Annotated in this window: 25 protein-coding genes and 1 tRNA gene; 16 read left to right on the top strand and 10 right to left on the bottom strand. The window is 58.1% G+C overall.

The window, feature by feature from the left end; all coding sequences use genetic code 11:
- Positions 1-14 precede the first annotated feature (14 nt).
- The 4 genes from gcvT (at position 15) to AC3EMD_RS03990 (ending at position 5,407) form a co-directional block, all read left to right on the top strand.
- Positions 15-1,109, top strand: coding sequence for a glycine cleavage system aminomethyltransferase GcvT (gene gcvT, locus AC3EMD_RS03975; RefSeq protein WP_110210955.1), 1,095 nt, complete (start codon positions 15-17; stop codon positions 1,107-1,109).
- Positions 1,110-1,133: 24 nt separating this feature from the next.
- Positions 1,134-1,523 carry a glycine cleavage system protein GcvH gene (gene gcvH, locus AC3EMD_RS03980; RefSeq protein ID WP_008806439.1) on the top strand — a complete coding sequence of 130 codons (390 nt, stop codon included), beginning with the start codon at positions 1,134-1,136 and terminating at the stop codon, positions 1,521-1,523.
- A gap of 206 nt (positions 1,524-1,729) precedes the next feature.
- Complete coding sequence (gene gcvP / locus AC3EMD_RS03985) at positions 1,730-4,603, top strand: aminomethyl-transferring glycine dehydrogenase (protein ID WP_302073941.1); 2,874 nt, start codon at positions 1,730-1,732, stop codon at positions 4,601-4,603.
- A 60-nt stretch (positions 4,604-4,663) separates the two neighbouring features.
- Complete coding sequence (locus AC3EMD_RS03990) at positions 4,664-5,407, top strand: SDR family oxidoreductase (RefSeq protein WP_032736409.1); 744 nt, start codon at positions 4,664-4,666, stop codon at positions 5,405-5,407.
- Between the two features lie 231 nt (positions 5,408-5,638).
- On the opposite strand, the gene AC3EMD_RS03995 is transcribed toward AC3EMD_RS03990, so the two are convergent.
- The 6 genes from AC3EMD_RS03995 to AC3EMD_RS04020 form a co-directional block, all read right to left on the bottom strand.
- Complete coding sequence (locus tag AC3EMD_RS03995; RefSeq protein WP_049156554.1) at positions 5,639-6,142, bottom strand: protein disulfide oxidoreductase; 504 nt, start codon at positions 6,140-6,142, stop codon at positions 5,639-5,641.
- Positions 6,132-6,743, bottom strand: coding sequence for a DsbA family protein (locus AC3EMD_RS04000; protein ID WP_016161820.1), 612 nt, complete (start codon positions 6,741-6,743; stop codon positions 6,132-6,134). Before AC3EMD_RS04000 ends, AC3EMD_RS03995 begins: the two co-directional genes overlap by 11 nt.
- A gap of 1 nt (position 6,744) precedes the next feature.
- Complete coding sequence (locus AC3EMD_RS04005) at positions 6,745-8,754, bottom strand: protein-disulfide reductase DsbD family protein (RefSeq protein WP_302073942.1); 2,010 nt, start codon at positions 8,752-8,754, stop codon at positions 6,745-6,747.
- A 49-nt stretch (positions 8,755-8,803) separates the two neighbouring features.
- Complete coding sequence (locus AC3EMD_RS04010) at positions 8,804-9,163, bottom strand: hypothetical protein (protein WP_048268194.1); 360 nt, start codon at positions 9,161-9,163, stop codon at positions 8,804-8,806.
- A 124-nt stretch (positions 9,164-9,287) separates the two neighbouring features.
- Positions 9,288-10,721 carry a 6-phospho-beta-glucosidase BglA gene (gene bglA / locus AC3EMD_RS04015; protein ID WP_008806432.1) on the bottom strand — a complete coding sequence of 478 codons (1,434 nt, stop codon included), beginning with the start codon at positions 10,719-10,721 and terminating at the stop codon, positions 9,288-9,290.
- 119 nt (positions 10,722-10,840) lie between these two features.
- On the bottom strand, positions 10,841-11,569 hold the full coding sequence (locus AC3EMD_RS04020) for a MurR/RpiR family transcriptional regulator (protein ID WP_032701093.1): 729 nt from the start codon (positions 11,567-11,569) through the stop codon (positions 10,841-10,843).
- Positions 11,570-11,619: 50 nt separating this feature from the next.
- Between AC3EMD_RS04020 and yqfB the strand changes: the two genes are divergently transcribed.
- Positions 11,620-11,931 (top strand): N(4)-acetylcytidine aminohydrolase, encoded by a 312-nt coding sequence (gene yqfB / locus AC3EMD_RS04025; protein WP_008806430.1) that lies wholly within the window; start codon positions 11,620-11,622, stop codon positions 11,929-11,931.
- A 163-nt stretch (positions 11,932-12,094) separates the two neighbouring features.
- Positions 12,095-12,754 (top strand): PAQR family membrane homeostasis protein TrhA, encoded by a 660-nt coding sequence (gene trhA / locus AC3EMD_RS04030; protein ID WP_008806429.1) that lies wholly within the window; start codon positions 12,095-12,097, stop codon positions 12,752-12,754.
- A gap of 467 nt (positions 12,755-13,221) precedes the next feature.
- Here the strand turns inward: trhA and ygfZ are convergent, their stop codons facing one another.
- The gene (ygfZ, locus tag AC3EMD_RS04035) at positions 13,222-14,205 is read right to left on the bottom strand and encodes a tRNA-modifying protein YgfZ (protein ID WP_110211061.1); all 984 of its coding nucleotides are present in this window, start codon (positions 14,203-14,205) and stop codon (positions 13,222-13,224) included.
- A gap of 245 nt (positions 14,206-14,450) precedes the next feature.
- On the opposite strand from ygfZ, the gene sdhE reads away from it, so the two are divergent.
- Both sdhE and AC3EMD_RS04045 read left to right on the top strand, forming a co-directional pair.
- The gene (gene sdhE, locus AC3EMD_RS04040) at positions 14,451-14,717 is read left to right on the top strand and encodes an FAD assembly factor SdhE (protein WP_002916312.1); all 267 of its coding nucleotides are present in this window, start codon (positions 14,451-14,453) and stop codon (positions 14,715-14,717) included.
- Positions 14,698-15,108 carry a protein YgfX gene (locus AC3EMD_RS04045; RefSeq protein WP_002916310.1) on the top strand — a complete coding sequence of 137 codons (411 nt, stop codon included), beginning with the start codon at positions 14,698-14,700 and terminating at the stop codon, positions 15,106-15,108. Before sdhE ends, AC3EMD_RS04045 begins: the two co-directional genes overlap by 20 nt.
- A gap of 6 nt (positions 15,109-15,114) precedes the next feature.
- On the opposite strand, the gene fldB is transcribed toward AC3EMD_RS04045, so the two are convergent.
- Positions 15,115-15,636 carry a flavodoxin FldB gene (gene fldB / locus AC3EMD_RS04050; protein ID WP_008806427.1) on the bottom strand — a complete coding sequence of 174 codons (522 nt, stop codon included), beginning with the start codon at positions 15,634-15,636 and terminating at the stop codon, positions 15,115-15,117.
- Positions 15,637-15,736: 100 nt separating this feature from the next.
- On the opposite strand from fldB, the gene xerD reads away from it, so the two are divergent.
- From xerD to lysS, 5 genes are all read left to right on the top strand, one after another.
- On the top strand, positions 15,737-16,633 hold the full coding sequence (xerD, locus tag AC3EMD_RS04055) for a site-specific tyrosine recombinase XerD (RefSeq protein ID WP_008806426.1): 897 nt from the start codon (positions 15,737-15,739) through the stop codon (positions 16,631-16,633).
- 22 nt (positions 16,634-16,655) lie between these two features.
- Positions 16,656-17,369, top strand: coding sequence for a bifunctional protein-disulfide isomerase/oxidoreductase DsbC (gene dsbC / locus AC3EMD_RS04060; RefSeq protein ID WP_008806425.1), 714 nt, complete (start codon positions 16,656-16,658; stop codon positions 17,367-17,369).
- A gap of 5 nt (positions 17,370-17,374) precedes the next feature.
- Entirely contained in the window at positions 17,375-19,108 is a 1,734-nt protein-coding gene (gene recJ / locus AC3EMD_RS04065; RefSeq protein ID WP_049162598.1) for a single-stranded-DNA-specific exonuclease RecJ, read from the top strand.
- A gap of 85 nt (positions 19,109-19,193) precedes the next feature.
- Positions 19,194-20,292 (top strand): peptide chain release factor 2 gene (prfB, locus tag AC3EMD_RS04070; RefSeq protein ID WP_012540595.1). Its coding sequence is split into 2 segments (ribosomal slippage): positions 19,194-19,268 and positions 19,270-20,292, totalling 1,098 coding nucleotides; the frame shifts between segments, so codons are not numbered across the junction.
- Between the two features lie 9 nt (positions 20,293-20,301).
- On the top strand, positions 20,302-21,819 hold the full coding sequence (gene lysS, locus AC3EMD_RS04075) for a lysine--tRNA ligase (protein WP_008806422.1): 1,518 nt from the start codon (positions 20,302-20,304) through the stop codon (positions 21,817-21,819).
- 230 nt (positions 21,820-22,049) lie between these two features.
- Here lysS and idi read toward each other — a convergent pair whose 3' ends face one another.
- The gene (gene idi, locus AC3EMD_RS04080) at positions 22,050-22,604 is read right to left on the bottom strand and encodes an isopentenyl-diphosphate Delta-isomerase (RefSeq protein WP_008806421.1); all 555 of its coding nucleotides are present in this window, start codon (positions 22,602-22,604) and stop codon (positions 22,050-22,052) included.
- A 313-nt stretch (positions 22,605-22,917) separates the two neighbouring features.
- On the opposite strand from idi, the gene actS reads away from it, so the two are divergent.
- Both actS and AC3EMD_RS04090 read left to right on the top strand, forming a co-directional pair.
- Positions 22,918-23,631 (top strand): amidase activator ActS, encoded by a 714-nt coding sequence (actS, locus tag AC3EMD_RS04085; protein ID WP_016161813.1) that lies wholly within the window; start codon positions 22,918-22,920, stop codon positions 23,629-23,631.
- Between the two features lie 80 nt (positions 23,632-23,711).
- A tRNA-Gly gene (locus tag AC3EMD_RS04090) sits at positions 23,712-23,785 on the top strand.
- A gap of 167 nt (positions 23,786-23,952) precedes the next feature.
- On the opposite strand, the gene AC3EMD_RS04095 is transcribed toward AC3EMD_RS04090, so the two are convergent.
- Positions 23,953-25,341 carry an MFS transporter gene (locus tag AC3EMD_RS04095; protein WP_302074174.1) on the bottom strand — a complete coding sequence of 463 codons (1,389 nt, stop codon included), beginning with the start codon at positions 25,339-25,341 and terminating at the stop codon, positions 23,953-23,955.
- A gap of 129 nt (positions 25,342-25,470) precedes the next feature.
- On the opposite strand from AC3EMD_RS04095, the gene AC3EMD_RS04100 reads away from it, so the two are divergent.
- A complete protein-coding gene (locus AC3EMD_RS04100) occupies positions 25,471-26,400 on the top strand; it encodes a LysR family transcriptional regulator (RefSeq protein ID WP_302073943.1) in 930 nt (309 codons plus the stop codon).
- The last annotated feature ends 350 nt before the right edge of the window (positions 26,401-26,750 follow it).

The following is a 26,750-nucleotide window of genomic DNA, read 5'->3' on the forward strand; positions in this document are numbered from 1 at the left end:
TCGATGAGGAAAAGATGGCTCAACAGACTCCGTTGTATGAACAACACACGCTATGCGGCGCTCGCATGGTGGATTTCCATGGCTGGATGATGCCGCTGCATTACGGATCCCAGATTGATGAGCACCATGCGGTGCGCGGCGATGCAGGGATGTTCGATGTGTCGCATATGACCATCGTCGATTTCCACGGCAGCCGGATCCGCGAGTTCTTGCGCTATTTGCTGGCCAACGATGTGGCGAAGCTGACCACCCCAGGCAAAGCGCTCTACACGGGAATGCTTACCGCCTCCGCTGGCGTCATCGATGACCTGATTGTCTATTTCCTTTCTGAAGATTATTTCCGCCTCGTTGTTAACTCCGCCACCCGCGAAAAAGACCTCGCCTGGATCTCCGAGCAAGCTGAACCTTACGGCCTTGAAATTACCGTTCGCGACGATCTGTCGCTGATCGCGGTGCAGGGCCCCCAGGCGAAAGCGAAGGCGGCGACGCTGTTCACCGACGCTCAGCGTCAGGCCGTGGAAGGCATGAAGCCATTCTTTGGCGTGCAGTCCGGCGACCTGTTTATCGCCACCACCGGTTATACCGGCGAAGCGGGCTATGAAATTGCGATGCCGAACGAGCAGGCGGCGGATTTCTGGCGCGGTCTGCTGGACGCTGGCGTTAAGCCGTGTGGTCTCGGCGCGCGCGATACGCTGCGCCTGGAGGCCGGGATGAACCTGTATGGCCAGGAGATGGACGAAAGCGTCTCCCCGCTGGCGGCGAATATGGGCTGGACTATCGCCTGGGAGCCCGCCGATCGTAACTTTATCGGTCGCGAAGCGCTGGAGATGCAGCGCGAAAAAGGCACCGAGCAGCTGGTTGGCCTGGTGATGACCGAGAAAGGCGTCCTGCGCGGCGGCCTGCCGGTCCGTTTTACCGATAGCGACGGTAATCAAAAAGAAGGCATTATTACCAGCGGCACCTTCTCGCCGACCCTGGGCTACAGCATCGCGCTGGCTCGCGTACCGGCCGGGATTGGCGACACCGCGGTGGTGCAAATTCGTAACCGTGAAATGCCGGTAAAAGTGACTAAACCTGGTTTTGTACGCAATGGCAAAGCCATTGTGTGATTTCCCTTTTTTGGAGATGAATTGATGAGCAACGTACCAGCAGAACTGAAATACAGCAAAGAACACGAATGGCTGCGTAAAGAAGCGGACGGCACCTATACCGTCGGGATCACCGAGCATGCGCAGGAGCTGCTGGGCGACATGGTTTTCGTTGACCTGCCGGAAGTGGGCGCCACCGTTGAAGCGGGCGCTGATTGCGCCGTTGCTGAATCCGTGAAAGCGGCTTCTGATATCTACGCGCCGATTAGCGGTGAAATCGTTGCCGTCAACGAAGAGCTGAACGACTCGCCGGAACTGGTCAACAGCGACCCGTACAGCGACGGCTGGATCTTCAAAATTAAAGCCAGCGACGAAGCGCAGGTTGCCGCACTGCTGGATGCGACCGCTTATGAAGCTCTGTTAGAAGACGAATAAATACGCTTCATCCTTCACGCTGCAGGGGCGTTGGCTTCCTGGCTCCCCCCGGTCACTTACTTTTGTAAGCTCCCGGGGAGTCGCTGTGTCGCCGCCTTCCTGCAACGCGAATGATTTTGCGTATTCTGGCCCGGTAAGCATCAGCGCTTGCCGGGCAAACCAGTCAGACAATCACGATTCACCGCACGTTTCAGGAACCATCGCTCATGACTCAGACTTTAAGTCAGCTTGAAAACCGCGACGCCTTTATTGAACGTCACATTGGCTCGGACGCTCAGCAGCAGCAAGAGATGCTGAAGACCGTCGGCGCGGATTCGCTTAACGCCCTGATTGGCCAGATTGTGCCGCAGGATATCCAGCTGGCGACCCCACCGCAGGTGGGCGACGCGACTACCGAATTCGCCGCGCTGGCGGAGCTGAAGGCGATTGCCGGTCGCAACAAGCGCTTCAAGTCTTACATCGGCATGGGCTATACCGCCGTGCAGCTGCCGCCGGTCATTCAGCGCAACATGCTGGAAAACCCGGGCTGGTACACCGCCTATACCCCTTACCAGCCGGAAGTCTCCCAGGGCCGTCTGGAGTCGCTGCTCAACTTCCAACAGGTCACGCTGGATCTGACCGGGCTGGATATCGCTTCCGCTTCGCTGCTTGATGAAGCCACCGCCGCCGCCGAAGCGATGGCGATGGCCAAACGCGTCAGTAAACTGAAGAACGCCAACCGTTTCTTCGTTGCCGCCGACCTCCATCCGCAAACCCTGGACGTGGTGCGCACCCGCGCGGAAACTTTCGGCTTCGACGTGATCGTCGATGACGCCGACAAAGTGCTCGATCACCAGGATGTCTTTGGCGTGCTGCTGCAGCAGGTGGGCACCACCGGTGAAATCCACGATTACAGCAAACTGATCGCCGAGCTGAAAGCGCGCAAAGTGATTGTCAGCGTCGCCGCCGACTTTATGGCGCTGGTGCTGCTGACGGCGCCGGGCAAGCAGGGCGCGGATATTGTCTTCGGTTCCGCCCAACGTTTCGGCGTGCCGATGGGCTATGGCGGCCCGCACGCGGCCTTCTTCGCGGCGAAAGATGAATTCAAACGCTCCATGCCGGGCCGGATTATCGGCGTATCGAAAGATGCGGCGGGTAATACCGCGCTGCGCATGGCGATGCAGACTCGCGAGCAGCATATCCGCCGCGAGAAAGCGAACTCCAACATTTGTACCTCGCAGGTTCTGCTGGCCAACATCGCCAGCCTCTACGCGGTATTCCACGGCCCGGCGGGCCTGAAACGTATCGCTGGCCGCATTCATCGCCTGACCGATATTCTGGCCGACGGCCTGCAGAAGAAAGGGCTGAAGCTGCGTCATGCGCACTACTTCGATACCCTGTGCGTCGAAGTGGCGGATAAAGCTGCGGTGCTGGCGCGTGCCGAAGCGCTGCAGATTAACCTGCGTAGCGATATTCACGGCGCGGTTGGCATTACGCTCGATGAAGCGACCACCCGCGAAGATGTGCTGAACCTGTTCCGCGCCATCGTCGGCGACGATCACGGTCTGGATATCGATACCCTGGATAAAGACGTGGCGCTGGATAGCCGTTCGATCCCGGCGGCGATGCTGCGCGACGATGCGATCCTCACCCATCCGGTGTTTAACCGCTACCATAGCGAAACCGAGATGATGCGCTACATGCATGCGCTGGAGCGTAAAGATCTGGCGCTGAACCAGGCGATGATCCCGCTGGGCTCCTGCACCATGAAACTGAACGCCGCGGCGGAGATGATCCCGATCACCTGGCCGGAATTTGCCGAGCTGCACCCGTTCTGTCCGGTCGAGCAGGCGGAAGGTTATCATCAGATGATCGCCCAGCTTTCTGACTGGCTGGTGAAACTGACCGGCTATGACGCCGTCTGTATGCAGCCGAACTCCGGCGCGCAGGGCGAGTATGCTGGCCTGCTGGCGATTCGCCACTATCACGAAAGCCGCAACGAAGGCCATCGCGATATCTGCCTGATCCCAAGCTCCGCGCACGGCACCAACCCGGCTTCCGCGCAGATGGCGGGTATGCAGGTCGTGGTCGTTGCCTGCGACAAAAACGGCAACATCGATCTTGCCGACCTGCGTGAAAAAGCAGAGCAGGCAGGGGCGAATCTCTCCTGCATCATGGTCACCTATCCGTCAACCCACGGCGTGTATGAAGAGACCATCCGTGAAGTGTGCGAGATCGTGCACCAGTTCGGCGGCCAGGTTTATCTCGATGGCGCCAACATGAACGCCCAGGTCGGGATCACTTCTCCGGGCTTTATCGGCGCCGACGTTTCGCACCTCAACCTGCATAAAACCTTCTGCATTCCGCACGGCGGCGGCGGTCCGGGTATGGGCCCTATCGGTGTGAAAGCGCACCTGGCGCCGTTTGTACCGGGCCACAGCGTGGTACAGATTGAAGGTATGCTGACCCGTCAGGGCGCGGTTTCCGCCGCGCCGTTCGGCAGCGCTTCCATTCTGCCGATCAGCTGGATGTATATCCGCATGATGGGCGCGGAAGGCCTGAAGCAGGCGAGCCAGAACGCGATCCTTAACGCCAACTATATCGCTACCCGGCTGAAAGAGGCTTACCCGGTGCTCTATACCGGCCGCGATGGTCGCGTGGCGCACGAATGTATTCTCGATATTCGTCCGCTGAAAGAAGAGACCGGCATTAGCGAGCTGGATATTGCTAAACGCCTGATCGACTTTGGTTTCCATGCGCCGACCATGTCCTTCCCGGTTGCCGGGACGCTGATGGTTGAGCCGACAGAATCGGAAAGCAAGGTAGAGCTGGACCGCTTTATTGACGCCATGCTGGCGATCCGCGCGGAAATCGACCGCGTCAAAGCCGGTGAATGGCCGCTGGAAGACAACCCGCTGGTGAACGCGCCGCACACCCAGGGTGAGCTGGTCAGCGAGTGGAACCATCCGTACAGCCGCGAGCTGGCGGTATTCCCGGCTGGGTTGCACAACAAGTACTGGCCGACGGTGAAACGCCTGGATGACGTCTACGGCGATCGTAACCTGTTCTGCTCCTGCGTCCCGATGAGCGAATACCAGTAAGTGATGAATTAGCTAAACTTTTAAAGGCGCTGCGGCGCCTTTATTTTTTGGAGAGAAGGTATGGCGATAGCTCTGATTAGCGGTGCGAGCCGCGGCATAGGCCGGGCGACGGCGCTGCTGCTGGCGCAGGAAGGGTATACCGTCGCGGTCAATTACCATCACAACATTAACGCCGCCACCGAAGTGGTCAATACCATAGTTGAATCTGGCGGCAAAGCCACGGCGCTGCGGGCGGATATCAGCGATGAAGCGCAGGTGATGGCGATGTTTGAGGCGATTGACCGCATGGGCGAACCGCTGGCGGCGTTGGTCAACAATGCCGGGATCCTGTTTACCCAATGTACGGTGGAGAGCCTGAGCGCCGAGCGTATTAACCGCGTGCTGGCCACCAACGTCACCGGCTACTTCCTCTGTTGTCGTGAGGCGGTAAAGCGCATGGCGCATCGGCATGGCGGCAAGGGCGGGGCGATAGTTAACGTGTCGTCGGCGGCCTCGCGCCTTGGCGCGCCGGGCGAGTACGTTGACTATGCCGCGTCGAAAGGGGCGGTAGATACCCTGACCACCGGGCTGGCGCTGGAAGTGGCGGCGCAAGGGATCCGGGTGAACGGCGTGCGTCCGGGGCTGATTTATACCGAGATGCACGCCTCCGGCGGCGAACCGGGACGCGTGGACCGGGTAAAAAATTCGCTGCCGATGCAGCGCGGCGGCCAGCCGGAAGAGGTCGCTCAGGCCATTGCCTGGCTGCTGAGCGACAAAGCGTCGTATGTGACGGGCAGTTTTCTTGAACTGGCGGGCGGTAAATAACCCATAGATGTCTATTGCCCGGCGGCGCTGCGCTTGCCGGGCCTACAGGGTAACCTTCCCGGATGGCGGCTACGCCTTATCCGGGCTACCCAACGATGCGTACCCGTAGCCCGGCTGAGCGCAGCGCGAGCCGGGTAACCTTCCCGCATGCGGCTACGCCTTATCCGGGCTACCCAACGATGCCTACCCGTAGCCCGGCTAAGCGCAGCGCGAGCCGGGGAAACCGACGGTCTACCAGGAGGCCAGCCACAGCCTCAGGCGCATTCCCCAACGGCTGGTCCAGCCGGTGGTAACCGACTTCACCTCGCCTTGAGAAATGACCACCAGCGTTGGCGTTACCCGAATGTCCCACTGCCGCGCCAGCTGGCCGCTCGGATCATTCACCGTCGGCAGCGTCATTTTCTTCCTGGTCAGCCACTTCTCCAGCGCGGCGTTATCGCCGGAACGCAGGGCTACCGTCAGCACATTGCCGCCGTCGGCGGCAAGTGATGCCACCGACGGCGTGGTATAGCGACAGACTCCGCACCAGGTCGCCCAGACGTACAGCAGCAGCGGCTTTTGCTGGCTCATGGCGTTCAGATCCAGCGTCCTGCCGTCGAGTGTCTGCAGCGATGTGGCGCTGACGTTTTGCGGCAGCGCGGGCTGGCGAAAATAATCCACCGCCAGGCTCACCGCCGCGCCAATCAGCAGCCACACCGCCAGCTCTCGCAGCCAGCGCCTGAATTTACTGGCCACGGGCTTTCCCCAGCTGTTCTTTCACCAGCCCCTCCAGGTCTTCAGCAGGGATCGCGCCGGCCACCATCTGATCGCCGATGATGGTCGCCGGGGTGCCCTGAATATTCAGCACCTGCGACAAAATCAGGTTCATCTTCAGCGAATCCATGGTCTTGTCATCAATACTGACGCCATCGGTGGCGGTTTTCTTCTGCGCCGCGGCGATACTGGCGTCATCGTGATAGCCTTTTTTCGCCATCAGCCGCTGATGCAGCGCCCAGAATTTATCGGGCTGCTGACGCCAGGTGGAGAGCGCGGCTTTAGCGGCATTCACCGAACTCTGCCCTTTAAACGGCAGCAGCTTAACGATGAGCTGAATATCCGGATTATCGTGGACGATTTTTTCCAGCAGCGGATCAAACTGTTTGCAGTAAGGACAGTTGTAATCGGTAAACGAGACGATTGTGAGTTTTGGCTCTTTCGCGCCGGTGCGCGGGCTATTCGGATCGTTAAACAGCAGCTGGGCTAACTGGTCATTACCGTTCGATTGCGGTTTTTCCGCCGGCGCGGCGAAGCTGAAGGCCGATACGCACAGCAGTAATAAGGCGGTGATAGCTCTCATGTTATTTTCCTTTAGCGGCGGACAGGGTGGCGAGAAGTTGTTCGCGGTCTAACAGCGCAGGCAGGATCTCTCCCTGCGGCAATCCCGGTCCGTAAATCTGGTTAAACGGCACCGCGGCGTTGCCGCGTGCGGTTAAAAACTGACTAATGTCGGCGGAGGGTCGGCTCCAGTCGCCGCGTAAGGTGACCACGTCTGGCGCTGATAGCGCCTGCTGGATGTCGTCGCGCAGCAGCACGTTGTATTTATTGGCTTTACAGGTCACGCACCAGTCGGCGGTGACATCAATAAATACCCGTTTATGCTCCGCAAGGCCGTTAGCGATAGCCTGCTCGCTAAGCGGCTGCCAGTTAACCCGGTCGCGGCGCGGGCCCTGGCCGTCCTGTTGGGCGACAAAGGCGACGGCGCCCGCCACAACGATGGCCAGAGCGCCCGCGCGCAGCGCCGTACGCCAGCGGTAGCGCCAGGCGGTGGCCAATAGCAGGCCGATGGCCAGAATCACCAGCAGGGTAAGCACCGGCGTGCGGCCGATGTGGATCGTCAGCAGGCTAACCAGCCATAGTGCTGAACCAAGCATCATTAGCCCCAACACCACGCGCAGATGATTCATCCAGCGGCCTGGACGTGGAAGTCGTTGCGCCAGCCCCGGCCAGGCGACAATAAGCAGCCACGGCAGGCTCATGCCGATCCCCATGGCGAAGAAAATCCCCCACAGCAGCGGCAACGGCGCCACCAGCGCCACCGACACGGCGGTACCGAGGAACGGCGCGGTACAGGGCGTCGCCAGCAGGGTGGCGAAGGCGCCCTGCCAAAAATGGCCCATCAAGCCGTTGCCGCCGCGGGTGGCGAGGAAGGTACTGGCGCTGGAGGAGAGACGGATTTCGAATAGTCCCAATAAACTGGCGCTGAACAGCACCATCACCAGTGCCATCGCGCCGATAAACCACGGGTTCTGGAACTGGATCCCCCAGCCGAGCGCCTGATTACCTAAGCGTAGCGCGGTCATCATCAGCGCCAGCGCCAGGAAGGAGACGACGATCCCGCATACCGAGGCGAGGAACTGCCGCCGCACCGCGCCGCGTTCGCGACGTTCGGTTTGCACCAGCGAGCCGAGCTTCATCGCCAGTACCGGCAGCACGCACGGCATGACGTTGAGAATAAGCCCGCCGGCCAGCGCCATCAGCAGCACCCAGCCTAATGCCACTCCTGCCGCGGCGCTGCCGGCGGCGACGGCGATTTGGCTTTCCTGCGCCTGGCCGCTATCGGCCAGCACCAGCGACAGCGTTTTGCCGCTCAGATCCGGCGCCGCCTCGCCCCAACTATCGGTGACCGGTACGGTGGCGGTCAACGTATCGCCGCGGCTGGTAAAGCTCGGCTTGCCGAAATCGACATCCTCCATGCTGTCGATAAACAGCGCTGGCTGCTGCCAGCCGGCATCGCGGCGGGCAGTTACCGTCAGCTTTCCGCTGACGTAGCTGGCGCTAAGCGCCGAGGTGAGACCGTCGCGCAGCGGCAGCGTGCCCATCGCGCGGGTGAAATCGTAATTAAATTGCTCCCCCGCCGGAGCCGTCATATCCAGCGAAAAGGGGTAGTCAGTGAGAATGCAGACATTGCTGCAGGTAGAGAGCGTCAGGACGCCGCTAAGCGTCGGCGGTATTTTCCCGCGCAGGGTCATCGGGAAGCTGACGTCGCCGTGATACCCCTGAGTGGAAATACCCGCGACGTCGAAGCGCTGTGGCGTCGGCCAGCGCCAGTTAACCTCCAGCGGCGTGTGCCAGGCGATAGCTGGCGCGATGCCGCCTTCGCCCGGCGAACGCCAGTAGGTTTTCCAGCCCTTTCCCAGCGCTACGTCTAAAAGCAGGCGGGTGTCGCCATTGCTTCCGCTTTGCGCCCGCAGGCGCACGCTGGCGTGTTGATTGTCGGCGACGCGCAGCCAGCCGCTATCGGCGGCCTGGCTGACGGGCAGCCATAGCCAAAGCAGGCAGACCAGCAGTCGCCTGAATACCATAAACATAAATTTTCTCCGTAAGTAATAAATTAACCTGAGCTGTCAGGAGAATTAATCACTCACGGAAGACGCATAATCGTAGATGCACCCGCAATCGGGGAGGAGAAATGACGCGGGGAGGCCAGATACGCTCGATGCGCGGCGGGATCGCCGCCAGCACCGCCAGCAGCAGGGCGATAGCGAGTAGCGCCCCTTCAAACAGCATCGGCGGAACGGCCATCAGCGACTTGGCGCTGAGCTCGCACGGCGTGACCGGCGCCTCGGCCTTATCCGGGTTTTGCTGTAGCGACGGGCTGTCGGCGGTGAGGTTCATGACCAGCGCGTGCATCCCGGCCATCCGCTGGGCGGTGCAGGTCAGCACCACCAGACAGGCCAGGAGGACAAAAAGAATGGCTTTGCGTTGTCGCTTAATCATGGTCGCCTCAAATATTCACGAGGCCTATCTTATCGGGCGAACGCGTTTTAGCAATGGTAAAGCTGTAAAGAAGTGTCTGGCGGATAAGTGATTTGCCCCCTCCCGGCCGGGAGAGGGCGGTCAATTACAGATTCTCGCCGTTGCTGGCGATGACTTCTTTGTACCAGTTAAAGCTCTTTTTGCGCGAGCGGGACATATCGCCGGTGCCGTCGTCGTGTTTATTAACGTAGATGAAGCCGTAGCGTTTGCTGTACTGCCCGGTAGTGAAGGAGACGCAGTCGATGCAGCCCCATGGGGTATAGCCCATCAGATCGACGCCGTCATAAGTCACCGCTTTGATCATCTCTTCGACGTGGGCGCGCAGATAATCGATGCGGTAGTCATCGTTGATGCTGCCGTCGGCTTCGACTTTGTCGTAGGCGCCGAAGCCGTTTTCCACGATAAACAGCGGCTTCTGGTAGCGCTCATACAGTTCGCACAGGGCGTAGCGCAGGCCAACCGGGTCAATCTGCCAGCCCCAGTCGGAGGCTTTGACGTGCGGGTTCGGCACGCTGCCTTCGAAACCGGAAATGGCATCGCCGGTGCCGCCCTCAGCTTTCACCGCGTTGGTCATGTAGTAGCTGAAGCCGAGATAGGCGCAGGTGCCTTCGCGCAGGATCTGCGTGTCGCCGTCTTCCATTTTGATGTTGAAGCCACGGCGTTCCCATTCATTCAACACATAGCTCGGGTAGTAACCGCGCAACTGGACATCGGTAAAGACGTAGCGTTCGCGCATCGACTCCTGGGCGAACATGACATCTTCCGGTTTGCAGGAATAAGGGTAGAGGGCGACCATCGCCAGCATGCAGCCGACCTGCATATCCGGGTTGATACGACGGGCCGCTTTCACCGCCAGCGCGCTGGCGACAAACTGGTGATGCAGCACCTGGTACATGGTCTCTTCCGGATTTTCATGCTCGGTATAGACCACGCCGGAACAGCAGTAGCCGAACAGCGGCGCGCGCCAGTTGCGCTGGTTATTGATCTCGTTAAAGGTCATCCAGTATTTCACTTTGTGCTTATAGCGCTCGAAGACCACTTCGGCGAAGCGCACAAAGAAATTGACCACTTTGCGGTTGGTCCAGCCGCCGTACTGCTGTACCAGATGCAGCGGCATTTCAAAGTGGGAAAGGGTGATCACCGGTTCGATGTTGTACTTCAGCAGTTCATCGAACATGTCATCGTAGAATTTCAGCCCTTCTTCATTCGGCTGAGTTTCGTCGCCCTGCGGGAAGATGCGGGTCCAGGCAATAGAGGTGCGGAAGCACTTGAAGCCCATCTCGGCGAACAGCTTGATGTCTTCTTTGTAGTGGCCGTAGAAATCGACCGCTTCATGATTAGGGTAATATTTACCCGCTTCGACCTGGTGGGTGATTTCGCGCGGTACGCCGTGCGCCCCGCCAGTCAGCACGTCGCAGATGCTCGGGCCTTTGCCGCCTTTATTCCAGCCGCCTTCAACCTGATGCGCGGCGACCGCGCCGCCCCACAAAAAGTCTTTGGGAAGAGTCAATTTTTTCATCTTTGCTAATCTCTCTGAATAACTATTGCGATTGAGTCTAGCAAAGCGAAATTGAATGTCACGATATAACAAATTCCGCTAAAGGTAATATGTTACATCGAAAAAACAGGCTGTTATTTTTAGCTGATTTTGCGCGCTAATTTACGTCCCAGCGATTCAAGGATATAGATCACCGGAATTTGCGTTGTAATATCGTAGACGCCGCCGATGCGCGTCTGCGGCACGTGCCAGGAGAGATTGAAATCAGCCAGTTTCGCCAGTCGCGAATGCTCGTGGCTGGTAATCGACATCACCTTGCAGCGGTGCAGGCTGAACTGGCTGGCGAAGCGCAGGATCTCTTCGGTTTCGCCGGAGACGGAAAGCACGATCGCCAGCGCGTTACGGGCCATATCATTGGTTACCGGAAAATAGGGGTCGTCAATATGATTGCTGAATTTCCCGACGTTGGAAAAGAAGCGTGCGCCATATTTCGCCAGCGCGCCGGAGGTGCCGGCGCCGACGAAAATAATACGTTCCGAAGCGAGAATAATATCCACGGCCTGCTCGAGTAATTCATCGAACTCGTCATTATTGACGCTTTTAAAAAAGCTCATAATTTCGCTGGCGCCGATATTTGCCTGTTGAGGCTCATTCTGCTCAAGATATAATTTAAAGCGTACGCGAAATTCAGAGTAGCCCCCGCACTGCAGTTTGCGGCAGAAGCGCAACACGGTGGTGGTGGAGACCCCGGCGGCCTCGGCCAGTTCGCGGATGGTCATGTACATCACTTTGTCACGATTCTTAATGACATAGTGATAGACCATCATCTCAAGATTATTGAGACTGGCGACAGCGGCGTGGGAGAACATACTCACAGTGGCGAACTCACAATTCATAATGACCAGGACGGAATTATATCATGCAGGCCAATGACATTACCTTTTTTCAGCGTTTTCAGGAGGACATCCTTGCCGGGCGCAAAACGATTACTATCCGCGATGCGGCGGAATCGCATTTTAAACCGGGTGACGTCCTGCGCGTTGGGCGCTATGAAGATGACGGCTATTTTTGCACCATCGCCGTGACCGCCACCTCGACGGTGACGCTCGATACGCTAACTGAACAGCATGCTCAACAGGAGAATATGACCCTCGAACAACTGCGGCAGGTGATTAGGGAAATCTATCCTGCGGAAGATCGGTTTTATGTTATTGAATTCAAACGCCTTTAAATAAAACCGGCACAGCTGTTAGTTGAAATAACATTGTAACATTATGATTTTAATGTATTTACAAATATACATCGTTTTATTTTAGCTAACAGTTGTTCACTGGAATCATTCTCAGTTACCCTAAGTGGGCAATGAAAGCGTTCTTGTTTTCACGGAGTCAAATATGGTGCGCAAACCATTAATCACTCAGGGATATTCTCTGGCAGAGGAAGTTGCCAACAGCATCAGCCACGGGATCGGGCTGGTGTTCGGTATTGTCGGCCTCGTGTTGCTGCTGGTGCAGGCGGTAGACACCAACGCCAGCGCGACGGCGATCACCAGCTACAGCCTGTACGGCGGCAGCATGATTATGCTGTTCCTCGCCTCTACGCTCTATCACGCGATCCCGCATCAGCGGGCGAAACAGTGGCTGAAAAAGTTCGACCACTGCGCTATCTACCTGCTGATTGCCGGGACCTACACGCCGTTTTTGCTGGTGGGGTTGAATTCACCGCTGGCAAAGGGGCTGATGATCGTCATCTGGAGCCTGGCCCTGCTGGGGATCCTGTTTAAGCTGACCATCGCACACCGCTTTAAAATTCTGTCGCTGGTGACTTATCTGACCATGGGCTGGCTGTCGCTTATCGTGGTCTATCAGCTGGCAGTGAAGCTGGCGGTGGGCGGCGTAACGCTGCTGGCGGTCGGTGGGGTGGTGTACTCGCTGGGGGTTATCTTCTACGTCTGCAAACGTATTCCCTATAACCACGCTATCTGGCACGGCTTCGTGCTCGGCGGCAGCGTGTGTCACTTCCTGGCGATCTATCTGTACGTCGGCCAGTCCTGATTAAACTTCCACGGTGGCGCTACGCTTACCGTGGCTACGGTTATCTGCGGCCTGGAAATCCCACGGTGGCGCTGCGCTTACCGTGGCTACGGTTATCTACGGCCTGGAAATCCCACGGTGGCGCTGCGCTTACCGTGGCTACGGTTATCTGCGGCCTGGAAATCCCACGGTAGTGCTGCGCTTACTGTGGCTACGATACTCTGCCGCCTGGAAATCCCACGGTGGCGCTACGCTTACCGTGGCTACGGTTATCTGCGGCCTGGAAATCCCACGGTAGTGCTGCGCTTACTGTGGCTACGATACTCTGCGGCCTGGAAATCCCACGGTAGTGCTGCGCTTACTGTGGCTACGATACTCTGCGGCCTGGAAATCCCACGGTGGCGCTGCGCTTACTGTGGCTACGGTATTTGCAGTCAAGTAGCCCGGCTAAGGCGCGAGCGCCGCAAGCCGGGAGTCATAACGCTTTATTACACGTCTTCCAGCGAATAGGGCAGCGGTTCGATGCGCAGGCTGCCGGCATCGTCGCGCACGCGGAAGATGCTGTCCGGCTCCATATCGTTATTCATCACTACCTGCACCAGCAACTGGCCATCATCCAGCTGAACCGCCGCAAGCACCGTCCCGGTGCGGCGCCAGTTGTCGCCCATTTTCAGCTCCAGATCTTCCCCCGCTTCCGGCACCCGGCTGGCGGTCCCTGACAGCGTCCACAGCGCACGCTTATTGGCGCCGCGGAATTTTGCCCGCGCCACCATTTCCTGGCCGGTGTAGCAGCCTTTCTTGAAGCTGATACCGCCCAGCGCCTGCAGGTTGGTGGCCTGCGGAATGAACTGCCCGCTGTTGGCGCTGTCGATAACCGGCAGACCGGCTTCAATATTCAGCGCCAGCCACTGCTGGCTGTTGTTGAGCTGCGCTTCGCCGCGCAGCGCATCGGTAACGCGATTGGCGGTGTCGACATCAGTCACCAGCAGGAAGCGTTCACCTGGATGTTCAAACCACAGCAGGCTGGTGGCGCCTTCGCTGACCACCGGGGCGGCCGCGTCGGGCAGGGCAGCGAACAGCGGCGCCAGCGCGGCGCGCGCCTGGAAGCCGGCCACCCCCAACAGAACCAGATCGTCGTTGGCGGCGATGGTGACTTTAGAGAAGACGGCATATTTTTTCAGTTCGGTCAGCTGTACGTCGCGCAGGCTGCGGCGCTCGATCCATGCGAAGCCGCCGTCGCGGCGGAATACGCGCAGATTGCTCCACATCTTGCCTTTGGCGTCACAGTGGGCGGCAAGCAGATGCTGAGCATCGGTGAGATTGCTCACATCGGCGGTAATCTGCCCCTGCAGATATTTTTCGCTATCCGGCCCGCTAATCGTCGCCAGCGCCCAGTCATCCAGGGTCATCAGCGTTAACGGCAGACGAGCGGAAGAGGAAGGCTGACGCGGAGGAAAAGGTGTAAAAGCCATAGTCATATCCTGAATCGCTTAACGCAGTGTGTGTGACCAATGGTAAAAGAGCTATAGTGCATTGCAAGTGCTTTCAACAGGCCATTTGTGCGCTGGCGTGAGACAGCCGCCTGACGCAGGGAATCAATAAGCCCATCATTATTTTATGGTTTTTATGGAAGGATGCTCGCATTCAGCGATATTCCTGTAAAGTTACGGCAGAAAACGGGTTAAACTAACCTATATTTTGCTGCTGGAAGGTCAACATGGACATTAACAATAAAGCACGTATCCACTGGGCATGCCGCCGCGGGATGCGCGAACTCGACATCTCCATCATGCCGTTCTTTGAGTATGAGTACGATACCCTCAGCGACGCTGACAAACAGCTGTTCATTCGCCTGCTGGAAAATGACGATCCGGATCTGTTCAACTGGCTGATGAACCACGGCAAACCGGCCGATGCGGAGCTGCAGCGGATGGTAACCTTAATTCAGACACGGAATCGGGAACGTGGTCCTGTGGCAATCTGATCTCCGTATCTCCTGGCGCGCGCAGTGGTTTTCCCTGCTGCTCCACGGCGTTGTGGCGGCGCTGGTGCTGTTGGTTCCCTGGCCGTTAAGCTACACCCCGATCTGGCTGCTGCTGTTGTCGCTGGTAGTGTTTGACTGCGTGCGCAGCCAGCGGCGGATCCATGCCCGTCGCGGAGAGATAAAACTGCTCACCGATTCCCGTCTTCGCTGGCAAAACGCCGAATGGGAGATCCTCGGGACGCCGTGGGTCATCAATAGCGGTATGCTGCTGCGTTTACGCCATGTCGATACCCGGCGCGGGCAGCATCTGTGGCTGGCGGCGGATAGCATGGATGCCGGAGAATGGCGCGATCTGCGCCGGCTGGTGCTGCAAAAACCGGCGCAGGAGTAAGCGGCGTCAGGAGAAGTGTTCGGCCATTTCGCCGAGGATCTGCTCGCACCAGCTCTGGATGCGCTCGTCGCTCAGGTCGTACTGATTGGTTTCATCCAGCGCCAGGCCAACGAACAGTTGGCCATCGGCGATAACCGGTTTTGGACTGGTGAACTCATAGCCTTCGGTTGGCCAGTAGCCGACAAACTTCACGCCTTTGGTCGCCAGCTTGTCGTGCAGCATGCCCAGTGCGTCAAGGAACCATTCGCCATAGCCCAGCTGATCGCCCATGCCGTACAGTGCGACGATTTTGCCTTCCAGGTCCAGGGTATCCAGTTGCTCCCAGACCGCCTCCCAGTCTTCCTGAATTTCGCCGAAATCCCAGGTCGGGATGCCGAGGATCAGTACGTCGTACTGGCTCATCAGCGCGGGGGAATCGTCTTTCAGATTGTGCAGCGTCACCAGCTCGGGGCCGATGATATCGCGGATTTTCTCCGCAGCCATTTCGGTATAGCAGGTACTGGAGCCGTAAAAAAGACCTATATTCATCGCGTAAACGTCTCAATTCTTGCCGTGAATTGCGCCCAGTGTACCAGAAAGGCGGCCTCTTAAGGCATAATGAGACCGTATAACGAACAAAGAGGCCGATGTGAAACAGGATCTGGCACAAATCGAACAGTTTCTCGATGCCCTTTGGCTGGAGCGGAATCTGGCGGAGAATACGCTCAGCGCTTACCGTCGCGATCTGACGATGTTAGTCGAGTGGCTGCACCATCGCGGCCTGTCGCTGGCCAGCGTCGGCAGCGACGATCTGCAGGCGCTGCTGGCCGAGCGGCAAACCGGCGGCTACAAAGCAACGAGCACCGCACGTCTGCTCAGCGCCGTGCGCCGGTTCTTCCAGCATCTGTACCGGGAAAAAATTCGCCCGGACGATCCCAGCGCGCTGCTGGCTTCGCCGAAGCTGCCGCAGCGGTTGCCGAAGGATCTCAGCGAGGCGCAGGTTGAACGTCTGCTGCAGGCGCCGCTGGTGGAGCAGCCGCTGGAGTTACGCGATAAGGCGATGCTGGAAGTGCTGTATGCCACCGGCCTGCGCGTCTCGGAACTGGTTGGCCTGACGATGAGCGATATCAGCCTGCGTCAGGGCGTGTTGCGGGTCATTGGTAAAGGCAACAAAGAACGGCTGGTGCCGCTGGGCGAAGAGGCGGTAATGTGGGTAGAAAATTACCTCGAATATGGTCGCCCGTGGCTACTGAATGGCGTGGCGTCGGATGTCTTATTTCCCAGCCAGCGCGCACAGCAGATGACGCGTCAGACCTTCTGGCACCGCATTAAACACTATGCCGTCCTGGCGGGGATCGACAGCGCGAAACTCTCCCCGCACGTATTACGCCATGCCTTCGCCACGCATTTGCTCAATCACGGCGCCGACCTGCGCGTGGTGCAGATGCTGTTAGGACACAGCGATCTCTCCACCACGCAGATCTACACCCACGTGGCGACCGAGCGTCTGCGACAACTTCATCAACAGCACCACCCGCGGGCGTGAGTGCTGAACAAAAGGACTGAGTATGAAAAAAGGTTTATTGATGTTCACTCTGCTGGCAGCCTCGCTTTCCGGCGCGGCGCATGCCGATAGCGCGGCAATCAAACAGTCGCTGGCGAAGCTGGGTGTGCAGAGTACCGATATCCAACCGTCGCCGGTTTCCGGGATGAGCACGGTGCTGACCGACAGCGGCGTCCTGTACGTTACCGACGATGGCAAACACATCATCCAGGGGCCGATGTACGATGTGAGCGGCGCGCAGCCGGTCAACGTCACCAACCAGTTGCTGGTCGGTAAGCTGAACGCGCTGAGCAACGAGATGATTGTCTATAAAGCGCCGAAGGAGCAGCACGTCATCACCGTCTTCACCGATATCACCTGCGGCTACTGCCATAAATTGCACGAGCAGATGAGCGACTACAACGCGCTGGGCATCACCGTGCGCTATCTGGCCTTCCCGCGCCAGGGGCTGCAGAGCCAGGCCGAGCAGGACATGAAGGCCATCTGGTGTGCGAAAGATCGCAACAAAGCGCTGGATGACGCCATGAACGGCAAAGGCGTGCAGCCGGCAAGCTGCAATGTGGATATCGCCAAACATTACACCCTCGGCGTGCAGATGGGCGTCAACGGCACCCCGGCGATGGTTCTCAGCAACGGTATGGTGTTGCCGGGCTATCAGGGGCCGAAAGAGCTGAAAGCGTTCCTCGACGAGCATAAAAAACAGACAAGCGGTAACTGATTCGCGTGAAACAACAGATACAACTACGCCGCCGTGAGGCGGTTGACGGCGTCGTTCTCCCTGCCGACCTGCCGCCGCTGCTGCAGCGGCTGTATGCCAGCCGCGGGGTGCGCAGTGCGCAGGAGCTGGAGCGCAGCGTCAAAGGCATGCTGCCGTGGACGCAGCTCACCGGCGTTGAAAAAGCGGTTGAGATGCTGCACGACGCTTTCGAGAAAGGGTTACATATTGTGGTGGTCGGCGATTTTGATGCCGACGGCGCCACCAGTACCGCCCTTAGCGTGCTGGCGCTACGCGCGCTGGGCTACGGTAACGTCTCCTATCTGGTGCCCAACCGTTTTGAAGACGGCTACGGTTTAAGCCCGGAAGTGGTCGATCAGGCGCACGCTCGCGGCGCGCAGATGATCATGACCGTTGATAACGGCATTTCGTCACATGCCGGTGTCGATCACGCCCATGCGTTGGGCATTCCGGTGCTGGTGACCGATCACCACCTGCCGGGCGAGACGCTACCGGCGGCCGAGGCCATCGTTAACCCTAACCTGCGCGATTGTGACTTCCCGTCGAAATCACTGGCCGGGGTGGGGGTGGCGTTTTATCTGATGCTGGCGCTGCGTACTTTCCTGCGCGATAAAGGCTGGTTCGACGCCCGCGGCATAGCCGCGCCGAACCTGGCCGAGCTGCTGGATCTGGTGGCGCTGGGCACCGTCGCGGACGTCGTGCCGCTGGATGCCAACAACCGCATCCTGACCTGGCAGGGGTTAAGCCGCATTCGCGCCGGCAAATGTCGGCCAGGCATTAAAGCGCTGCTGGAAATTGCCAACCGCGACCCGCAAAAACTGGCGGCCAGCGACCTCGGTTTCGCCCTTGGGCCGCGCCTCAATGCGGCGGGGCGGCTGGATGATATGTCCGTCGGCGTGGCGCTGCTGCTGTGCGATAACATCGGCGAAGCGCGCGTGTTAGCCAATGAGCTTGATGCGCTCAACCAGACGCGTAAAGAGATTGAACAGGGGATGCAGGCCGAAGCGTTGACCCTGTGTCAGCAACTGGAACGCAGCAGCGACACCCTGCCCGGCGGGCTGGCGATGTACCATCCGCAGTGGCATCAGGGGGTGGTCGGCATTCTGGCATCACGCATTAAGGAGCGCTTCCATCGCCCGGTTATCGCTTTTGCGCCGACCGGCGACGGCACGCTGAAAGGTTCCGGCCGCTCTATTCAGGGGCTGCACATGCGCGATGCGCTGGAGCGCCTGGATACGCTCTATCCGGGACTGATCCTGAAGTTCGGCGGCCATGCGATGGCGGCGGGTTTATCGCTGGAAGAGGCGCGCTTTGAGGAGTTTCAACAGCGCTTCGGCGAACTGGTGACTGAGTGGCTGGATCCCGCATTATTGCAGGGCGAGGTGGTCTCCGACGGCCCGCTGGCGGCGACGGAGATGAGCATGGAAGTGGCGCAGATGCTGCGCGATGCCGGACCATGGGGGCAGATGTTCCCGGAACCGTTGTTTGATGGCCGTTTTCGCCTGCTGCAGCAGCGGCTGGTAGGCGAGCGTCACCTGAAAGTGATGGTCGAACCGGTTGGCGGCGGCCCGCTGCTGGACGGTATTGCTTTCAACGTTGATACTTCCATTTGGCCGGATAACGGCGTGCGTGAAGTACAGTTAGCCTACAAGCTCGACATCAACGAGTTCCGCGGCAACCGTAGCCTGCAGCTGATCATCGATCACCTCTGGCCAAATTGACAACAGTGTATGAATAAGGGCGCGAATCCGGTAGAATTCCGCTCTTATCACCGCATTTTGACAAATCCATTAAAAGAAACCGACCATGTTTGAAATAAATCCGGTAAAAAACCGCATTCAGGACCTCACGGAGCGCTCCGACGTTCTTAGGGGGTATCTTTGACTACGATGCCAAGAAAGAGCGTCTCGAAGAAGTAAACGCCGAGCTGGAACAGCCGGACGTCTGGAACGAACCTGAACGCGCCCAGGCGCTGGGTAAAGAGCGTTCTTCTCTGGAAGCCATTGTGGATACCCTGGATCAGATGTCCCAGGGGCTGGAAGACGTGGCTGGTCTGCTGGAGCTGGCGGTTGAAGCCGAAGACGAAGAGACCTTCAACGAAGCGGTTGCTGAGCTGGACGGGCTGGAAGAGAAGCTGGCGCAGCTTGAGTTCCGCCGCATGTTCTCCGGCGAATACGACAGCGCCGACTGCTACCTCGATATTCAGGCCGGTTCCGGCGGCACCGAAGCCCAGGACTGGGCCAGTATGCTGATGCGCATGTACCTGCGCTGGGCGGAAGCCCGCGGCTTTAAGACCGAAATCATCGAAGAATCCGAAGGTGAAGTTGCGGGCATTAAATCCGTGACCATCAAAATCATTGGCGATTACGCCTACGGCTGGCTACGTACGGAAACCGGCGTTCATCGCCTGGTGCGTAAGAGCCCGTTCGATTCCGGTGGCCGTCGTCATACCTCCTTTAGCTCGGCGTTCGTTTATCCGGAAGTGGATGACGATATCGATATCGAAATTAACCCGGCCGATCTGCGCATTGACGTTTATCGCGCATCCGGCGCGGGCGGTCAGCACGTTAACCGTACGGAATCCGCGGTGCGTATCACCCACATTCCGACCGGCTTAGTGACGCAGTGCCAGAACGACCGTTCGCAGCACAAGAACAAAGACCAGGCCATGAAGCAGATGAAAGCGAAGCTTTATGAGCTGGAGATGCAGAAGAAAAATGCCGAGAAGCAGGCGATGGAAGACAACAAGTCCGACATCGGCTGGGGCAGCCAGATCCGCTCTTACGTGCTGGACGACTCGCGTATTAAAGATCTGCGTACCGGGGTGGAAACCCGCAACACTCAGGCGGTGCTCGACGGCAGCCTGGACCAATTTATCGAAGCAAGTTTGAAAGCAGGGTTATGAGGAACCAACATGTCTGAACAACAAGCACAGGGCGCTGACGCGGCAATTGACCTTAATAATGAACTGAAAACCCGCCGTGAGAAGCTGGCCGCGCTGCGTGAGCAGGGCGTCGCTTTCCCGAACGATTTCCGTCGTGACCATACCTCTGACCAACTGCACGCTGACTTCGATGCGAAAGAAAACGAAGAGCTGGAAGCGCTGAACGTTGAAGTGGCTGTTGCTGGCCGCATGATGACCCGTCGTATTATGGGTAAAGCGTCTTTCGTTACCCTGCAGGACGTGGGCGGCCGCATTCAGCTATACGTCGCGCGTGATGACCTGGCGGAAGGCGTTTATAACGACCAGTTCAAAAAATGGGATCTTGGCGACATCATCGCCGCCCGCGGTAAGCTGTTCAAGACTAAAACCGGCGAGCTGTCCATCCACTGCACCGAGCTGCGTCTGCTGACCAAAGCCCTGCGTCCGCTGCCGGACAAATTCCACGGCCTGCAGGATCAGGAAGCGCGCTATCGTCAGCGTTACCTCGATCTGATCTCCAACGATGAATCTCGCAACACTTTCAAAGTGCGTTCGCAGATCCTGGCGGGTATTCGTCAGTTCATGGTTGGCCGCGGCTTTATGGAAGTGGAAACCCCGATGATGCAGGTGATCCCGGGCGGCGCTTCCGCGCGTCCGTTCATCACCCATCACAATGCGCTGGATCTGGACATGTACCTGCGTATCGCGCCGGAACTGTACCTCAAGCGTCTGGTGGTTGGCGGCTTCGAACGCGTCTTCGAGATCAACCGTAACTTCCGTAACGAAGGGATCTCCGTTCGTCATAACCCAGAGTTCACCATGATGGAACTCTATATGGCATACGCGGATTACAAAGATCTGATCGAGCTGACCGAATCCCTGTTCCGCACCCTGGCGCAGGACATCCTCGGCAACACTGAAGTGCCTTACGGCGATCAGGTGTTCGACTTCGGCAAGCCGTTTGAAAAACTGACCATGCGCGAAGCGATCAAGAAATACCGTCCGGAAACCGAGATGGCGGATCTGGATAACTTCGATTCCGCGAAAGCGATCGCTGAGTCCATCGGCATTAAAGTTGAGAAGAGCTGGGGTCTGGGCCGTATCGTGACCGAGATCTTCGAAGAAGTGGCGGAAGCGCATCTGATTCAGCCGACCTTCATCACCGAATACCCGGCGGAAGTTTCTCCGCTGGCGCGCCGTAACGACGTGAATCCGGAAATCACCGACCGTTTCGAGTTCTTTATCGGCGGCCGTGAAATCGGTAACGGCTTTAGCGAGCTGAACGACGCTGAAGATCAGGCGCAGCGCTTCCAGGATCAGGTTGATGCGAAAGCCGCCGGCGACGACGAAGCGATGTTCTACGACGAAGACTACGTCACCGCGCTGGAACACGGCCTGCCGCCGACCGCTGGTCTGGGTATCGGTATCGACCGTATGGTCATGCTGTTCACTAACAGCCACACCATCCGCGACGTGATCCTGTTCCCGGCGATGCGTCCGCAGAAATAATCGCCCTTCGCGAAATACAAAAAACCCGGCTTGCCGGGTTTTTTTATGTCTGATATGAGGGCCGAAGCCTGACGTAGCCCGGCGCAGCGCAAGCCGGGGGATCCCGGATAGCGGCGTAAATGCCTTATCCGGGCTACGCAATGGCGCAGAACCGTAGGCCTGTGCAAGCGTAGCGCCGCCAGGCATTAATGACAGGCACAGAGCTGCGCCTGGCCTGGAGAATAGTCAGCTTACCCGCGCAGACGCGCAACGAAATCGATCAGCGCCTGGCGGGCGTCCTGGTTTTCCGCTTCCAGTACCATCCACGGGCTAAACGCCCACGGCGTGGCGGCCAGCGCGCTTAACATCGTTTCCAGGTCAACCCACTGATAATCCATGACTTCATCGTCGTTAGGCTGCACTTGGCTGACCACGCGTGCGGCATACACCGGGCACACTTCGTTCTCAACAATGCCGTTGGGGGCGACCGCCCGGTAGCGGAAGGCCGGGTGAACCGGCGCGATATCGGCGATCTCCACGCCGAGCTCGAAGCGGCAGCGGCGCGTGACGGCCTGCTCGAAGGTCTCGCCCTGCTGGGGGTGTCCGCAGACCGAGTTAGTCCACACCCCGGGCCAGGCTTTTTTGCCCAGCGAACGACGGGTGACCAGAAACTGACCCTGCTGATTAAACAACCAGCAGGAAAACGCGAGATGTAAAGGGGTATCAAGCGTGTGGGCGGCATACTTCTCCAGCATACCGGCAGGTTGATCCTGCTCATCCAGTAAAATGACGTGTTCCCCGGCCATGACGACTCCTGAAAATAAAAAATGACCCGGCACAAACCCGCCGGGTCATGTACTCAGGCCACTAGGGTAGCCCATAAATGGGAGAAAGGCATTACCAAAACAAGCCCTGGAGGTTGGTCTGCGAGCGGCAGCCTGGGACTGCGGGGCGTGCCCTCCACGACGTGCGGTATGAACGTGAATCTTTCCGTCGCTGGCCGAACGTGATGCCAGAGGGTCATCTGTTAGCCTTCAGGGATGACGCCCTGCGCCGCGGGCTGGTATGATATTCGCCCTGATTGCGAGGTAAGTGGTTGTGTTAAGTGCAGGATGCCTGATGATGAAACGCTTTTATATGACACTGATGCTGGCGACAAGCCTGGTGCTGGCCGGTTGCTCCAGCACCTCCGACTCCGGTGCCACCTATACCGTCAAACGTGGCGATACCCTGTACGGCATCTCGCGCACCACCGGCACCAGCGTTCGCGATCTGGCTCGTCTGAATAACATCTCGCCGCCTTACACCATTGAGGTGGGGCAGAAGCTGAAGCTCAACGGCAGCGGCGCGTCAAAGACGACGAAGAAAAAATCTTCCTCTACGCGCACTGCGGCGGTCACCCCTTCATCTGCGGTACCTCAATCCTCCTGGCCGCCGGTAGGACAGCGCTGCTGGCGCTGGCCGACCAGTGGCAAAGTGGTCCTGCCTTATTCCACCGCCGATGGCGGCAATAAGGGCATTGATATTGCCGGGACCCGCGGGCAGCCGGTGTATGCCGCCGGGGCGGGCAAGGTGGTGTATGTCGGCAACCAGCTGCGCGGCTATGGCAACCTGATCATGATTAAGCACAGCGAGGATTACATCACCGCCTACGCCCACAACGATAAGCTGATGGTGAATAATGGCCAGAGCGTGAAGGCCGGCCAGCAAATTGCCACCATGGGCAGTACGGATGCCGACTCTGTGCGCCTGCATTTCCAGATCCGCTATCGGGCCACGGCCATCGATCCGCTGCGCTATCTGCCGCCGCAGGGCAGTAAACCTAAGTGCTAAAAGGTTATTTTATCGCCAGTCAGCATCTGGCAGGCTTGTCACAGGGGGCGTAAAGGCTATAATGCTTCTCGCACCTCTTCGCGGGCGTAGTTCAATGGTAGAACGAGAGCTTCCCAAGCTCTATACGAGGGTTCGATTCCCTTCGCCCGCTCCAAATTCAAGTCTCCTGAAGTCTACCCAACTCAATTTTCCCTTGAAAAATCAGCGGTTATAGCTTTCTGTCAGTCTATTGAACTCCGACGGAGGACTCCACTTTGGTTGCGGGATCGGCGTTTTGCGCTGCTGGCGCTGGAGTCGTCGCGTTTAGTGATATTTTCGCATTTATCCTGTTTCCGCAGGATGAGTAATTTTACGCAACCGGCTCGCGCTGACGACGACCGATACCGCAGAGGCCGCGGCGGCGCTCCACAGCGCAACATGAATTGACCTTTCATCTGCTGCCAGCAGAACGGCTACGGCGGCGGCTCCCAGGCACTGCCCGAAAGTGCGCATAATGGATAAAACGCCGGACGCATAACTCGCGTGCTCACGAATAACGTTTGAGAGCATTTCCCGGTTATTGGGACTCTGAAAGCAGCCAAACCCTATTCCGCACACCAGACTTCGCAGGCAGATATCCCACATTGAAGGGCCGGCGGGTAACGTCGCCAGCAGGATCAAACCGACGACAAAAATCACCAGCCCCAGGGTGGATATCGCCGGGGCTGATATCGTGTCCGCCCAACGGCCTGCATGCGGCGCAATCAGCACGATCCCTAACGGCCACGGCGTAAACAGCAGGGCAGACACTACCGGACTGTAGCCGTATTCGCTCTGAAACAGGAAGGGCAGCGCAATAAAGGTGATCCCCTGGCTGACAAAAGCAACCATCGACGTGAAGGCCGCGAGGGTAAAACGTTCATTTTTAAACATGGTCGGCGGCAGTAAGGGATGATCCGTGCGGCGGATTTGCCAGATAAAAGCCATGCCGCTCAGCGCAGCGAGAGCCATCCAGCAAAGGCTGCCGAATTGATTAGTAGCGTCCTGTAGGCTGTTCGCCGCCATGATCGTCGAACCCAACAGCAGCGCCGACAATATGGCGCCCAGGGTGTCGAAGGGCGCCTGCATACGGATCGCATCCCGCGGCAGCGCTCTGACCGCCAGCAGTAAGGCGAGGGTGCCGGGAAGAACGTTTATCGCAAACAGCCATTGCCAGCTCAGGGTGTGAAGGATCGTACCGCCCAATACCGGGCCGATAGCGGAGCTGGAGGCAATGAGCAGGGCATGGAACCCCAGAATGCGGCCAAGTAATCGTCCGGGAAATACGGACCTGAGTATTGCGGGGGCAATACTCAGCGTCGCCGCGCCGCCGATCCCCTGAAGCACGCGCATACCAATAAGCACTTCGGGCTTATTCGCCAGCGCGCAACCCAGTGATGTCAGGGTAAAGGTCGTCAGGCCCGCCAGAAATACGGGGCGATAACCCAGACGGGCCGCAAGCGCCGCGAATATCGCCAGCGTCATCGCAGCCGCCAGCAGATACCCGTTGGCGAACCAGACGGCAATACTGGCAGGTACCTGCATCTCCTGAGCCATTGAGGGCAGGGCAATGTTGATCATGGTGCCATCAAACACGCCCATTAAGGTGGTGGTCATTATTGCGGCCATCACCCGTGCGCGCGCCGGGCCAGGCAGTCCTTCGTCGCCGGGTTGGCTGGAAAAGAGCGTCATCATTTGTCCTCTGAGAAGAGTGTATGGATGACAAAACTATAAAGATGGCTTTTACTGGGCGGAAGGCGCACTACTTTCACTTTATTGTTGCATCAAACGCCTTATCTTAATGTGCTGGGAGGAAGGGTAATGTCTGATCCCGATTTTAATTTGCTGGTAGCACTCGACATATTGCTGAGTGAAGCGAGTGTCGCAGGTGCGGCACGTCGTCTGAACCTCAGCACCTCGGCCATGAGCCGGACATTAAGCAGGTTACGCGATGTCACAGGAGACCCGATCCTGGTGCGCGCCGGGCGTAACATGGTACTGACCCCGTGGGCCGAAGCGACCCGGGATCGCGCCAGGCGTGCAGTGCACGAGGCCAGGGCGGTATTGCAGCCCTCAACGGAAACGTTCTGCGCGAGAAGTCTGACGCGTCTTTTTACCATCAGGGCAAACGATGGTTTTGTGGTGGCGTTTGGGCCTGCGCTCATAGCAGCGGTTGCCGACGCTGCGCCGGACGTCTGTATACGCTTCGCGCCTAAGCCGGAAAAAACGTCGCGCTATCTTCGGGAAGGGCTGGTTGATCTGGAGATTGGCGTTCAGAGTAATATGGGGCCAGAAATACGGCTGCAACGACTGTTTGAGGATCGGTTTGTTGGCGTCGTGCGTAAAGGGCACCCGCTGGCTAAGCAGGCAGAAATAGGCGTGGGTGATTATGTCGCCTGGGGCCATGTGGTAGCGTCACCCGAGGGCGCGTTGCACGGATCCGTTGACGATGCGCTGGCCGAACTGGGGACAAAACGTAAAATTGCGAGCGTCGTACCAGGATTTCCGACAGCCCTGTCCGTGGCGCTGGAATCGGATCTTATCGCCATGATACCCGCACTCTATTTACTCAATCAGCAGGTAACGGACCAGGTACATGTTTTCGAACTGCCGTTCAAAAGCCGTCGTATTACGGTATCGCAGATGTGGCACCCAAGAATGGAACGCGACCCCGGCCACCGCTGGCTGAGAGAGCAAATTCTTGCGATATGCGGTGTGGGGAGGTCAGTCATGGCTAAGGTGCCTGTATAGCGATTGCTATAACATCAATTTATATTAAATTAACAATTCAATTAATTGATATTTAAGACAAAATAAATAAAACGAAGTAGCGGTGTAGTAACTAAATTGAGATGCCCATCTCTGACCAAATAGACATGTCCGCGCTACCGTCTCGCTACAGCGATCGCTGCTTTCAAAGGATGAGACTCATGACGGCATACGGAACGGCAATTTTCTCAATGAGCGATGTGAACAGACTCACTATCGAAGTCTCCATACTTCGATAGACCGTTTATGTTCTTTCCGCGAGACCTAATCGAAAGCCCTCCTGGTACCTTTAAATTAACAGTTAACGATAAATAAAGGACAGCTTCCCTGTC

This window comes from Klebsiella sp. PK18 (assembly GCF_057784655.1).